The organism is Nitritalea halalkaliphila LW7 (genome assembly GCF_000265075.1).
In the GTDB taxonomy this organism is placed as follows: Bacteria; Bacteroidota; Bacteroidia; order Cytophagales; family Cyclobacteriaceae; genus Nitritalea; species Nitritalea halalkaliphila.
Genome location: NZ_AJYA01000028.1, coordinates 56,003 through 68,998 on the forward strand (window position 1 = coordinate 56,003; position 12,996 = coordinate 68,998).

Here is a 12,996-nt window from a genome sequence, read left to right on the forward strand (position 1 = left end):
GTTTTCAGTTTAGTAGCCTACGTTTTGATTAAGGTTAGGATTACCATCGATTTCACGCTGAGGGATCGGAGGTAAGATGCGGAAATCCGTAAATGGAACGCTGCTATTAGGACCTAAGTACGACTTATCGATGTCTCTACCCAAACGCTTCAGATCAAAGAATCTGTGTCCCTCAAAGGCAAACTCCTTCAAACGCTCTAATAGAATCTCCTCTAAAATAGCGTCACCAGTTAACTCCATAGGCTCTAAACCTCGAAGTGCTTTGAAATCATTCAACTCCAGTAGAGCTTCTGTAGTGTTGCCCAAGAAGAAATTAGCTTCTGCACGAATAAGGTGCATTTCAGACTTTCGGATCACAGGCGTGTTATCACCCATGGGAAATCATTCTTTGCAAGAAACTTAATGGACTCAATCTGACGACCGGCATTACGCACCGTGTTGCCTGTCGTATATTGAAAGGCACGTACATCTTCATTTCGAGTGACGTCCCAGTTGTTGTTATTCGCTAAAGCTCCTTCAGCATCAGGATCAGGACCGATGAAAAGCTGCTCCAAACCGAAGAGGTCGAGAATCTTCTGCTGTGGAATAAAGTCGCCCCATCCACCTTGTGCATTCTTATTTTCTAGGTTTAAAAGAACCGTGAAGGAAGACTGTTTGGAAACGTTAACCCCTAAAGCTTCTTCCGACAACTGGAAGCGTACCTCAAAGACAGATTCAGGATGGACAGCAGTTCTCCAGCCAGCGGCATAGTTGTTCGCATTCAACACAGTACCCACTGGCCCAGCTAATGCTCCAGTAGCTGCTTCGACAGCAGTCTGATACTCTCCTCTGTAGAGTGCTACTCGCGCTAATAGCGCTTGGGCAGCATTACCAGAAGCAAACTGTACCCCACGTCCACCAGGTGTAAGTAAACGAATAGCATCATTAAGGTCAGACATGATTTGATCATAGTTTTCATCGATCGTCGAACGTGGCGTTAAGCGATTGACAGCTACGTCAGAGGTAATAGAACCCTCTAAAGGCATCGGAATTCCTCCCTCATCTACTACACCCGGCAGGTGAATAGCTGTAGGAATATAAGAATAGGCTTTCACTAAATCAAAGTAGTAAAGCGCTCTGAGAAACTTAAGTTCACCTTCCCAGCGATCCAGCGTACCCTGATTGGCTCCCTGGATATTGCCAGCAGCAATTCTATCCAAAAGGATATTTGCCTCATTTATGGCAAAGTAACTGTTCGCCCAATGTCCAAAATGAGCATTCGGCTGATTGTTATTCTCCCCGATAAAACGCCCAGAATTATTGGTTGTTCTTCCTACATCAGCTAGCGCGTCCGACACGCCTAATAAATCTCTACCATAATTTGCCTGAGCTCTAAGACGTGCATAAACAGAATTAATAGCTGCATTAACACCTTCCTGAGTATCTAAGGCGATATCGGCATCAATGGATTGCCTAGGGTCTACGTCTAAGCTACACGACACAAGGCCACCAGATAACAATACACTAGCGCTTAAAATATATATCCAATTTCTAATTTTCATTTTTCTCTTTTTTAGAATCCAATTTGAACACCTAAAGTTACATTACGCGTTAATGGAAGCTGACCAGTACCTGCACCTACGAATTCTGGGTCATATCCAGGGAAATCAGCAATAGTTAGTAAGTTAACCCCCTGAGCAAATACACGAGCACGTGTTAAACCGATGCCTCTTAAGGTAGAAGGCTTAAAGTTATAGGCAAAAGTCAACTGTGCCAAGCGGATGAAGTCAGCGTTTAGGAGAGTGGCACTACCAAAGTTACGACCTTGAGAACGCACCTCTTGACCACCATTAGCTGTGATGTTACGTGGAATATCCGTTAAATCACCTGGCTGCGTCCACGCACGATCATTCACACTACGAAGTGCGTTTAATGTTAGACGTGTACCATTTTCACGAAGGAAGTTGTACTGACCATCTGTCACTACGGCACCCATTTCATACGTGAAGAAGGCAGTTAGCTCAAATCCTTTAAAGGTAAAGGTGTTGTTTAGACCACCGAACATCGGAGCTAAGTTAGAACCTAAGTACACGCGGTCATCCGCAATCGGCAAATACGTTCTATTACCGAAGCGATCTAACCACATCGGACGACCCGTAGCAGGGTTAACACCGATATACTCTGCCACGAAGAAAGATCCTGGAGCAGGTGCGCCAGGGAACGCTGGGTTACCGACCGGCTGGCCTACAGCGATACCCGGGTTAGAAGGTAAGAACTGTAAATCATCGAATAAACGAACAATTTCATTTTGGATAACGGTGAAGTTAAAGGAAGATCTCCAAGAGAAGTTACCTCTGTCCACATTTACCGTACTCACCTCGAACTCAATACCTCTGTTTCGAAGCTCACCCACGTTACCTGCTATGGAGCCAAAACCATTCGTCCATAAAACGGGCTGGTTTAAAAGAAGGTCAAGAGTTCTTTGATTAAACAAATCAATGGAACCTGTTACCCTGTTGCCAAAGAAACCATAGTCGATACCTAAGTTGACAGTTTCATTAATTTCCCAACCTAAGTCAAGGTTAGCTAAGCTAGTAGGACGAATACCCGCCTGACCGGAATAGTTACCTGCACCACCGAATAAACCGCGAGCAGCAAAGTTACCGATCTGGTCATTCCCTGCTCTACCCCAAGAAGCGCGAAGCTTTAAGGCAGAAATACGCTCATTACCTTCTAAGAATCCTTCACGATCTAAGTTCCAACCTGCTTGTACAGAAGGGAAAAGCCCATACTGTGTGTTCGCACCGAAACGAGAGGAACCATCAAAACGCGCTGTTGCTGTAAAGAGATATTTTTCTCTGTAGTTATAACGTGCATTAACGAAAGAACCCTGACGTCTATATCCTGTCCAGAAGCTAGTCACAAACTCCGGTGTAGCTGCAGACTGAATCGTTCTAAATTGGAAAGTAGGGAATCCAATACCTTCTCCAGAAAGTCCTTCGCGTGTTTCAGAAACAAACTCGTAACCTAACTGTGCAGATACATTGTGTACACCATTATAGGTTTTATTCCAATTTACGGTCTGGGTAGTTAGGAAACGCGTACGCCAGTCCGTCTGCGCACTTGCTCTACCCTGAACACCTGCACCGTCAGGAGTTCGTGGGTCTCTAAACTGCTCACCTTGTAGGAATCTGTAGTCTATACTATAGAAAGAGCGAAACGTAATATTGTCCGCCAATTTATAATTGGCTGCTATATTACCAATAACAGTATTGGTACGCTGCAAACCTGTATTAAAGGCATTAACAAGTGCGATATTTTGCCCTAAAACACCCCCAATAACCTCATTAAAGCTACCATCGTCATTAAAGATAGGGTTATGCGGTAGAATAGCAGAAGCGGAGAAAGCCGGGTTTCCTAGGAAAGCACCATCTACAGCGAAAGGTGTTTGCTGCTGTACCGTAGATAGGTTAATATTAGTTTCCAAGGATAAACGCTCATTAGCTTTATGCTGAATAGACGCTCGGAAAGTTCCTCGCTCAAAATCTACAGGACGGAAAGTAGACTCTTGATAGTTATAAGAGCCAGAAAGCGCAAATGTAGTGCGATCATCACCGCCACGAACGCTTAGCTCATAGTTCTGAAGTTGTCCACGACCTATAAGCTCACGCTGCCAGTCAAACGTAGGAAGTTCATTTCCGATCTGTAATAACTGCTCAGGTGAAAGCTCTTGCCAATTCGCCGGAAGAGCCCCCATGTCGTTAAGGGATCTCGCCTCAGGAATGGTCATTCCAGAATTAATATGGGCTTGACGTCGCATATTAAACCACTCTGGACCCGACAACACATCTAAGAAGCGCATCGGTTGCGTTTCCCCAACGAAAGCATTAAATTCAAACTGTGCTTTACCGGCTTTACCTTTTTTGGTCGTAATAATAACGACACCATTGGCAGCCTGAGAACCGTAAATCGCCGCCGAAGCTGCGTCTTTTAGAATTTCAATAGACTCAATGTCATTATTATTCAAGAAGGCCAAAGGGTTAGCTTGAGTGAAGGAGGCATTGTCAGTGTTATTCAGCTGTACCCCATCCACAATAAAAAGCGGCTCGTTACCTGCGGTTACAGAACCTACCCCACGGATACGGATGTTAACAGCACCTCCTGGAAGACCGTTAGCAGAACGTACCTGAACACCGGCCGCACGACCCTGTAGGGCACGGTCAAACGACTGCATCGGTAAGTTTTCGATTAATTCTCCCTTTACAGAGGATACCGCTCCTGTTACTTCTCGCTTACGCTGTACCCCATAACCTGTTACGATTACCTCTTCCATCGTCTCGACGTCTGGATCTAGGGTTACATCTACTTTAGACCGATTCCCGATCGTCACCTCTCGCGAGGTCATGCCGATAAATGACACTTGTAATACATTACTTCCCTCAGGCACATTCAGCGTAAAAGCACCATCTAAATCGGTAGCCGTACCGATCTGAGTTCCTTTCACGATAACAGAAGCACCTGGGATGGGTAGCATATCCTCTGAGGAAATGACTATCCCGGTCACTACCCTATTTTGTGCCCACGCTGTAAGCGTACAAAATAGGAGCGCGACTCCAATGAGTAAAACTTTCTTCATGTTGATTAATTAGTTTAATTTTATGCAGCAATTTTATATAAAAATATTATTATCCAAAAGCTTGTTGCCAAAATTTGTGAATTTTTAATTTGCTTTAAGCCTATTGATTAAAACTAAATTTTGAATTTGCGCCTAATTCCACACATCATACTTTTATGTTAGCTTTTTTAAAACTAAATTCTATCGATAACCTAAACATGTCTAAAAAATTTTTTCCATAAGAAATGCTCTAATTTGAGATATTTCCAATAAAAAGCATTATTTTTTTGAATTCATCAAATTCCATACCCAATCACCCAAGTAAATAATATGAATTGAGAAACGGCTGTGACAGTCTTTTCATCCATCAAATGCACGTAAAACAGAACTAAAAACACTCTAATACACATTTAAAAAAATAAAATACTATTCAAGACGACATAAATCATGGATACGGAATAATTCATTATTATTATGCGTATTTTAAAATATTATTCCGAATACTAAAAAAGAGACGCGTATCTAATGCAGTTGTATTTAATACAGTTGATGTATACCAAGAGGGACTAGCGCCTTACAAAACAAATAACACCCTGAAAAGACAATAAATAAGAGATATTGCAATAAAAAAGCCCACACACAAAAAAACCTGTGGTCGCTAAGACCACAGGAATGTACAAGAAATCCTCTGAATTATTCGAATAAATGGGCCTGACGCCCTACAGAAGCATTCGCCTCTAACGCTAAAAGCTGGCGCTTACGTTCTAATCCACCCGCATAACCCGCTAAGTCACCAGAAGAACTGATCACCCGATGACAGGGCATTAAAATCAAAATAGGATTCGCCGCTATAGCACTTCCTATTGCCCTGGGATGCGTCTCGCCGATAACTCGTGCGATATCAGCATACGTCTTCGTCTCACCAAAAGGAATTTTATTCACTTCCTGCCACACCTTATGCTGATAAGGCTTCCGCCAAAGGCTGCAGGAACATCAAAAGTCAGTAATTTGCACTGAAAATAGAGCCCTAACTGGATACGAACATCCATTAAAAGACCATCTAAATCATACTGAGACTCTTCCTTATCCGTAAAACGAAGACCGGTCACATACCCTTGCTCTACACACACCTCCACATTTCCGATGGGTGTGCTCATTACGGCCGTCTCTTTCATACCTCCTTAACGCTGCCGGCCTGCAGTAGTTTAAATTATCACTAAAAAAGGTAAATATAGCCCTCACTGAATCAGTAATCGATAGCGCCAAAGCTCCCGAATCTCTTCCATCCGGACCTCAAAAGGCGGATAAATCGGATTAGTCGAACAGAGTAACAAACCCTCTCCCCGATCCTTTAAGCGGTACACCAACTTCAACGTCACACCATCCTGCTCCGTGACTACCACATACTTCTCCCCATCCTTCAGCTGTGTCCAGTCATCTACATAGGAACAAACCACCCAGGCCCCATCTGGAATCGGAAGCATGGAATCTCCGTCTACCTGAAAAACCCGATGCTTCTTGTCATCTGCTAAAAATGGCATGGAAAAACGCGGAAGCTCTTCTATAAATACAGGATCCGAAAAACCCGCTAAATAACTGGCCTTCGCTTTTTGGGATACCACCTCGATCAGCTCACGCCCCTGAGCATCTACCGTGGTCGCTAAAATACGCAAACTCTTCCCCTTTAAATACTGATCCGTTTCCAATAGGCTACTTAATGCATAGGCAGGCATCGTACTTAAAGACTCTCGAAGCAGCACATCCACAGTCACCCCTAAATAATCCGCTAACTGAACCAGCGTGTCTAAAGGGGGGTTCACATTCAACTCATAGCCCGCTAACTTGGAACGGGAAATCCCCACCGCCGCCGCCATAGTCTCCTGCGTAACTCCTTTGCGCTTGCGCAAAAACTTAATATTCTGATGAAGCTGCATATACACCGAATTAAGAAACGAATATACACTTCCTTTTAGATAAAGACAAAATAATAGACATTTTTCCGTCTCTTTCACCTACATTTTATCCCAAAAGCAGCCAAGATCAAGACCAAACGACTAGAATAAAAAAACTGACAACTCCTGACACCCTGCGAACGAGGAGACATACCTCTTGCCTAAACCGTATAATTTGATTATATTATAGACTCAAATTTGTTTATTAAATAAACGCTATGGAAAAAAGAGCGATCGTACACCTGGATATGGACACCTTCTTCGTGTCGGTAGAGCGTCTTCTCGATAGCCGTCTAAACGGCAAACCTATCCTCATCGGCGGATCAGGCGATCGGGGCGTAGTGGCCTCCTGCAGCTATGAAGCCAGAAGATTTGGTATCCACTCTGCCATGCCCATGAAGCTGGCCCGCCAGCTTTGTCCTGAGGCGATAATCGTAAAAGGGGACTTCGAGAAATACAGTCAAAAATCTCATGAAGTCACAGACATCCTAAAAGAAAGTGTCCCCCTATTTGAAAAATCCTCCATAGATGAATTTTACCTCGACCTCACAGGCATGGACCGCTTCTTCGGCTGCTTTAAACTGGCCCATGAGCTCCGTAAGCGCATCATGAAAGAAACAGGGCTTCCCGTATCTCACGGCCTCTCCGAAAACAAAACCGTCTCCAAGGTGGCCACAGGTGAAGCGAAACCCAATAATGAATTACTCATCCCGAAAGGAGCCGAAAGACCCTTTTTGGCCCCCCTATCCATACGGAAAATCCCTCAGGTAGGCGAAAAAACCGCCCAGACCCTCTACACCATGGGAGTAAAACGCGTCGAAACCATTCAGCATATGCCCATGCGGCTCTTGGTGTCTGCCTTCGGCAAAAACGGACAGGCGATATGGGAAAAAGCAAACGGCATAGACCCAAACCCCGTCGTCCCCTACACGGAAGCCAAATCCATTTCCTCTGAAAGCACCTTCGAGCAAGACACTATCGATGTACGCAAGTTGGAAGCTACCCTAGTGGCAATGACGGAGCAACTGGCCGCTAAGCTCAGAAAACAGGGACAACTGACAGGCTGTGTTAGCATCAAAATACGCTACTCCGACTTCGAGACGCACAGCATGCAGCATCGAGTAGCCTATACAGCAGCCGATCATAACCTACTCCCTCTCGTTAAAAGTCTATTTCACAAGCTATACAGCCGACGACTACTTATCCGACTCATCGGGGTGCGCTTTAGCAGCCTGGTCTATGGCAGCTACCAAATCAAGTTATTCGAGGATAGTCAAAAGCAAATTCAGTTGTATCAAGCCCTAGATAAGTTAAACTACAAGTACGGCGATAAAACCGTATGCCGTGCGATTAGCATGGGACTAGAGAAAAAACGCTTCAACCCTTTTACTGGCAAGCCTGTAAGTTGATGTCGTAAAAGCAGCAAATCGCCTCCTGCAGTCCCTTTCTAGTCAGATCGGTGTGCCTGTGGAATATATGATTCGAGGCAAAGTCAGATTCTGTAGCCAAGTACTACCTCATATTTCAAGAAAGGCAGCGCAAGAAAAAATTAGAATGTAACAAGAGCTACAAGAAAGTATAACAGTTCATTCGCTTGCTTTTAATCTGTCATTGCTGACTTTTTCGAATAGTCGAATGAAAGACTTGGCCTCTGTTTCACTTTATCAGGAAATATAAGACAAAAAAGGCCCGGTAAACCGGGCCTTTACGAAAAGAGATTACACAAGTTCAACTTAGAAGCCTGGATTCTGCTGCGCAGCAAGAACCGGGTTGTTCGCTACTTCCTGTAATGGGATCGGCCATAGGAAAGAATCGCTTGTAAACGGAAGTGCATGATCCGTGCCTAAATTCTGGAACTCTTCGCTATTCGGATCATAGAACGCGATGGAAGTCACTGCACGAGAAGGAGCCTTAGGAGGAATACCGTCCAAGTCACCTCTTCCAGATAAGCGGTGAATGTCATACCAGCGAATACCCTCTGCTAAGAATTCGATACGACGCTCTTTCCAAATGTGGTCTAAAAGCCCCATCGCATCACCGCCTACCGCTGCTAATGTATAAGAAGGAACAGAAGCAGGAAGCGCGCGATCGCGAACGCTATTTAAAAGCTCTAAAGCCTCGTTTAAGTTACCCAAACGTGCATGAGCTTCAGCAGCATTTAAAACCACTTCCGCATAGCGGAACATCGGTGCAGGATCATCGCGGTCGATATACCCTGTATACTTCGCCGTATAGATACCCGCAGCATCCTGCGTCGTTAATTCAGAACGACGAGAATCTTCTGGATGCCAGAAATCCCAGTTCCATGAGAAAGGAGAAATCTTTACCAATCCTCTACCACCAAGCTGTGGATTACCATACATGGCGGCCAAAGCGCCATTAACACCCGGGTTAGATTCCGGCGTATTGTTATACGAGAAAATGCTCTCTGTATTTTGTCTAGGACTCGTAAACGGAACCTCAGGAGTAGGCGTTAAACTAAACTGTCCCTGAAGCTTCTCATATTCCTCGATAACAGAAGCCCACTCCTCTTTATGTAAGAATACACGGGACTTTAATGCGATCGCCGCAGCTGGGCTAACACGTAATGGAGCAGGACCACCCCCTAACTGCTCGGCCTCATTTAAATCCTCTAACACGCGCTCATAGACGCCTGCTACCGTACCACGATCTACCTGAATAGCCTCATCCACTAAATTCACGACGTTTACTGCGAAATCACGGTAAGGTATTCCCATTGCCTGTGGATTCGAAGAATAAGGGCGACTAACATGTAGTAAAAGCTCGAAATGTGCATGCGCACGAATGGTCAGCATCTCACCGCGGAATCCATTAAACGCCTCCTGCGTGATCACTCCATTCTCTAAAGCTTGATCCAAGCCAGCTAATACCACATTTGCGCGGTTAATTAAACGGTAGATCGAAGACCAAAATTCCGCATTATTCGCAGTAGCTGGTGTATGTGCACCTATGTACGTGATTTCGTAAAACAACTGGTCATTATACATGTCTCCCGCACGCATATCCCCCTGCTGAATAGAGGCTGCGCCAAAAGGATAACCCCGCTGAATCGCTCCTAAGAAAAATCCTCTCTGCGCAGCATCGTAAACACCAAGCACATTTCCTAATACCCGCGCAGGATCTGCGAAAGCTTCCTCTTCGGGAACTAGGGTAACTGGAGTCTGATCTGTAACATCACAGGCTCCTATCGTCAGGCCAGTCGCCACTAAGAGAGAAAGACCTATACTATTAAATTTTGTTCGTTTCATCTTGCTTTTTCTCACCTCAATTAAAACCCTACATTAAGACCTAAAGACCACGTTCTGATGATAGGTGCTGCATTAAAGTCCACACCGAACTGCAACTGGTTGCCCGGGAAAGTATTCAATTCCGGATCTAAACCTGTGTAAGCCGTTAGGATAAATGGATTTTGCACCTGTGCAAAGAAACGTGCTGAACGTACATTTCCGTTAAACGTATTGTCTAGGAATGCAGTTGGCACACGGTAACCAACAACGATATTTTGTACACGAAGGAAGTCCCCACGCTCTACGAAACGGCTGTTAGCAGCTCCAGTAGCCCAGATATTCGCATCCTGACCAGCAAAAAGGCGAGGCACATCTGTTACCTGACCGCTTTCAGTCCAGCGATCTAAGATAAGTGCATTGTTATTCGAGAAGCCCATGCCTAACTGTCCACGCATCGTCTCATTCATGATGAAGTTACCTCCCGAATAGCGGAAGAAAATCTCAGCATCGAAGTTACCATAGGTGAAGTTGTTCGACCAGCCCCCTTGCCAAGTAGGTAGGGTATTTCCTAAGTTCATAAGATCATTACCCCCTAAACCTCCAGTAGCTTGGCTGATGTCTGCAGGATTATTTGGATCAAAAACTCTCCAACCTGTATTTCCCTGCTGTAGGTTAAACTGGATCAGAGACTCATCCCCTCTCATGTAGATCGGGTTACCATTCGCAGGGTTTACTCCTGCCCACTGGAATCCATAAAGCTGCGCGATAGGACCTCCTACTTCAGTAATATTAAAAGCAGATACGATAGGATCAACAAGCGCCGTAACTTCGTTTCTTAACCAAGTGAAGTTGAAATCAGTGGTCCAAGAAAAACGCGCGTTACGAATAACATCTGCACGAACCGTCAATTCGATACCCTGATTCACCATGCTCCCACGTTTTCGAAAATCGCATTACCCGGAACTCCTACAGAAGACGGCGTCACACGAGATAAAACGAGGTCTTGGATGTTATTACGGAAGTAATCTAAACCAATCGTGATGTTATTATTGATGGTCATGTCAATCCCCGCATTAAACTTCTGAGAGGTTTCCCACTGTAAGTTATTATTAGCGATTTGGCTAAAGCCAATACCTGCTCCAAGTCCAGAAAGTGCAGCGGAGAATCCACCCACAAATGGGAAGAAACCAATCTCCGTATTACCTACTTCTGCATAAGACACGCGTACCTTGAAATCGTCAATACCGTTTACATTAAAGAATGACTCATCTGAAATTCTCCATCCAACGGATCCACCCGCAAAAGTTCCTCTTCTATTCCCCATAGGTAGTGCAGAAATACCATCATTACGAACGGATGCAGAGAGTAAGTAACGACCTGCATAGTTGTAATTTACACGCGCAAAATAAGAGTCAAATCCTTGTTCAGACATTCCACCTCCGAACTGCTGGATTCCCGCAGAACCCGTTACCAAGTTATCCTGCTGGAAGAAGCGATCCGCAATTTGCGTACCCGTAGCAGAGAAGTTGTAGAAATTGGTATACTGATACTCTGTACCGATGGTAGCATTGAAATTATGGTTATCACCGAAAATACGCTGATAGTTTAAAGTATTTTGCTGGTTCCATCGCATCACAGGTAAGAAACCCTGAGAAATTAGACCTCCTTGACCTCGGCCATCGCCATGTCTAGGATCCCAAGAAAGAAACTCATCCGCAAAAGTCAAATCCGCACCAAACTGCGTTCTGAAAGTTAAGTCCTGCGTGATGTCCCACTCTCCATACACGGATCCTAAAACACGCGCAGTTCTTCCTCTAAAACGATTGTTCTGTAAAGCAAAAGCGATATTAGGCAGGTTGTTATCAATCACCCCTAAGTTGTTACCAGAACCTAAGGAAGCACCTCCTGGAGCCACATTAAACCCATCAAATGCAGTGTTTTCTGGATCGAAAATCGGCACGTTAGGGAAGGCGCGTGTAGCGTTTAGCGTAACACCAGAAAGGGAGTTTTCCCCATTATTTAAGGAGTTAATTTCTGTGTATGAGAAATTTAAACTTGTTCCAATTCTAAGTTTCTTGTTAATGTCATGATCCACATTACCTCTGAAAGTATAACGTGTCAAATCATTCGCCTGTAAAGCACCTTCCTGCTCAGTGAATCCCACAGAGAAGAAGTATTTAGTAGCTTCAGAACCCCCTCTAACGGATAAATTGTGCTGCTGCACAAAACCTCTTCTAAAAATGTGATCCTGCCAATCTGTATTTACACCTGGACGAGCCAACTCAGATAAACCAGCGTTTCTTCTTGTCTCATTCGCAATTTCCACGAACTGGTCACCATTTAAAAGGTCAAAACGATTGATTTCTTCATTGAAACCCACACTCACATTGTAATCTACCTGTGCTTTCCCTGTCTGACCCTTCTTGGTCGTAATCAAGATTACACCGTTCGCAGCACGAGAGCCGAAGATCGCCGTAGCAGAACCATCCTTTAACACTTCGAAGGACTCGATATCTGCCGGGTTAATCTGTGCTAGCGGATTACTCGCAAAGTTAGCTGCACGATCTGCATTCACGATCGGCACACCATCAATTACTAGTAGCGGTTGCGCATCAGAAGTAATCGAGTTTACTCCACGAATACGGATTACCGGTGCCTGACCGATTACCCCTCCTGGATTCGTAATCTGCACACCCGCAGCACGACCTGCTAACTGCTGATCGAAAGACGGTGTCACGAGATTTTCGATAGGTGCACTGCTGATACTTGCTACGGAACCCGTCAAATCTCTTCTCTCTTGTGTTCCGTATCCCACTACCACGACCTCACTTAAGGTCTTAACGTCAGGAGCAAGAAGTACATCTATAGTAGACTGGTTGCCGATAGCAACTTCCTTACTGTCATACCCTACGAAACTAAATACGAGCGTCGTCGCATCTTCAGATACAGTTATCGTGTACCCACCATCTAAATCTGTGATCGTACCGGAGGAAGTCCCTTTCACGCGTACGTTTACTCCCGGAATCCCATCCGGTTCGTCCGCAGAAGTCACCCTACCGGTCACCGTCCTGCTCTGCGCCCAGGCGAAATCCATCGCCAGAAGCCCGACAAACATTAACAATAAAACTTTCTTCATACCATTTTTTAGATTGTTAAACACATAATCTAATACAATTATAAAATGTTTTTCTCACAAAAGAAA

General features: G+C 44.7%; 10 protein-coding genes. 1 reads left to right on the top strand and 9 read right to left on the bottom strand.

The genetic code is table 11. The features are described 5' to 3' along the window. Window positions 1–9: 9 nt before the first annotated feature. The 6 genes from A3SI_RS20805 to A3SI_RS10355 form a co-directional block, all read right to left on the bottom strand. On the bottom strand, window positions 10–375 hold the full coding sequence (locus A3SI_RS20805; RefSeq protein ID WP_238531712.1) for a RagB/SusD family nutrient uptake outer membrane protein: 366 nt from the start codon (window positions 373–375) through the stop codon (window positions 10–12). Continuing rightward, window positions 354–1,499 (bottom strand): RagB/SusD family nutrient uptake outer membrane protein, encoded by a 1,146-nt coding sequence (locus A3SI_RS10340; RefSeq protein WP_238531713.1) that lies wholly within the window; start codon window positions 1,497–1,499, stop codon window positions 354–356. The genes A3SI_RS20805 and A3SI_RS10340 overlap by 22 nt, the downstream gene beginning before the upstream one ends. Before the next feature lie 53 nt (window positions 1,500–1,552). Then, window positions 1,553–4,615, bottom strand: coding sequence for a SusC/RagA family TonB-linked outer membrane protein (locus A3SI_RS10345; protein WP_040670675.1), 3,063 nt, complete (start codon window positions 4,613–4,615; stop codon window positions 1,553–1,555). Between the two features lie 672 nt (window positions 4,616–5,287). Further along, window positions 5,288–5,536: a methylated-DNA--[protein]-cysteine S-methyltransferase gene (locus A3SI_RS20810; protein ID WP_009055691.1), complete on the bottom strand. Its 249-nt coding sequence runs from the start codon at window positions 5,534–5,536 to the stop codon at window positions 5,288–5,290. Next, entirely contained in the window at window positions 5,533–5,769 is a 237-nt protein-coding gene (locus A3SI_RS20815; RefSeq protein ID WP_009055693.1) for a hypothetical protein, read from the bottom strand. The genes A3SI_RS20810 and A3SI_RS20815 overlap by 4 nt, the downstream gene beginning before the upstream one ends. Window positions 5,770–5,832: 63 nt before the next feature. Further along, complete coding sequence (locus A3SI_RS10355) at window positions 5,833–6,528, bottom strand: XRE family transcriptional regulator (RefSeq protein WP_009055694.1); 696 nt, start codon at window positions 6,526–6,528, stop codon at window positions 5,833–5,835. A gap of 236 nt (window positions 6,529–6,764) precedes the next feature. Between A3SI_RS10355 and dinB the strand changes: the two genes are divergently transcribed. Beyond that, the gene (gene dinB, locus A3SI_RS10360) at window positions 6,765–7,955 is read left to right on the top strand and encodes a DNA polymerase IV (protein ID WP_009055695.1); all 1,191 of its coding nucleotides are present in this window, start codon (window positions 6,765–6,767) and stop codon (window positions 7,953–7,955) included. Between the two features lie 324 nt (window positions 7,956–8,279). Here dinB and A3SI_RS10365 read toward each other — a convergent pair whose 3' ends face one another. Genes A3SI_RS10365 through A3SI_RS10370 form a run of 3 tightly spaced genes read right to left on the bottom strand, consistent with a single transcriptional unit; the run spans window position 8,280 to window position 12,930 of the window. Then, window positions 8,280–9,815: a RagB/SusD family nutrient uptake outer membrane protein gene (locus A3SI_RS10365; protein WP_009055696.1), complete on the bottom strand. Its 1,536-nt coding sequence runs from the start codon at window positions 9,813–9,815 to the stop codon at window positions 8,280–8,282. 20 nt (window positions 9,816–9,835) lie between these two features. Continuing rightward, window positions 9,836–10,723: a SusC/RagA family TonB-linked outer membrane protein gene (locus A3SI_RS20820; RefSeq protein WP_238531714.1), complete on the bottom strand. Its 888-nt coding sequence runs from the start codon at window positions 10,721–10,723 to the stop codon at window positions 9,836–9,838. Beyond that, window positions 10,717–12,930 (bottom strand): SusC/RagA family TonB-linked outer membrane protein, encoded by a 2,214-nt coding sequence (locus A3SI_RS10370; protein ID WP_238531715.1) that lies wholly within the window; start codon window positions 12,928–12,930, stop codon window positions 10,717–10,719. The genes A3SI_RS20820 and A3SI_RS10370 overlap by 7 nt, the downstream gene beginning before the upstream one ends. Window positions 12,931–12,996 lie beyond the last annotated feature (66 nt).

What these genes read in the sequence shown, in the direction of transcription:
- A3SI_RS10370 (WP_238531715.1), bottom strand. Translation starts at nt 12,930, where the DNA reads ATGAAGAAAGTTTTATTGTTAATGTTTGTCGGGCTTCTGGCGATGGAT.
- A3SI_RS20815 (WP_009055693.1), bottom strand. Translation starts at nt 5,769, where the DNA reads ATGAAAGAGACGGCCGTAATGAGCACACCCATCGGAAATGTGGAGGTG.
- A3SI_RS10345 (WP_040670675.1), bottom strand. Translation starts at nt 4,615, where the DNA reads ATGAAGAAAGTTTTACTCATTGGAGTCGCGCTCCTATTTTGTACGCTT.
- A3SI_RS20805 (WP_238531712.1), bottom strand. Translation starts at nt 375, where the DNA reads ATGGGTGATAACACGCCTGTGATCCGAAAGTCTGAAATGCACCTTATT.
- dinB (WP_009055695.1), top strand. Translation starts at nt 6,765, where the DNA reads ATGGAAAAAAGAGCGATCGTACACCTGGATATGGACACCTTCTTCGTG.
- A3SI_RS10355 (WP_009055694.1), bottom strand. Translation starts at nt 6,528, where the DNA reads ATGCAGCTTCATCAGAATATTAAGTTTTTGCGCAAGCGCAAAGGAGTT.
- A3SI_RS10365 (WP_009055696.1), bottom strand. Translation starts at nt 9,815, where the DNA reads ATGAAACGAACAAAATTTAATAGTATAGGTCTTTCTCTCTTAGTGGCG.
- A3SI_RS20820 (WP_238531714.1), bottom strand. Translation starts at nt 10,723, where the DNA reads ATGGTGAATCAGGGTATCGAATTGACGGTTCGTGCAGATGTTATTCGT.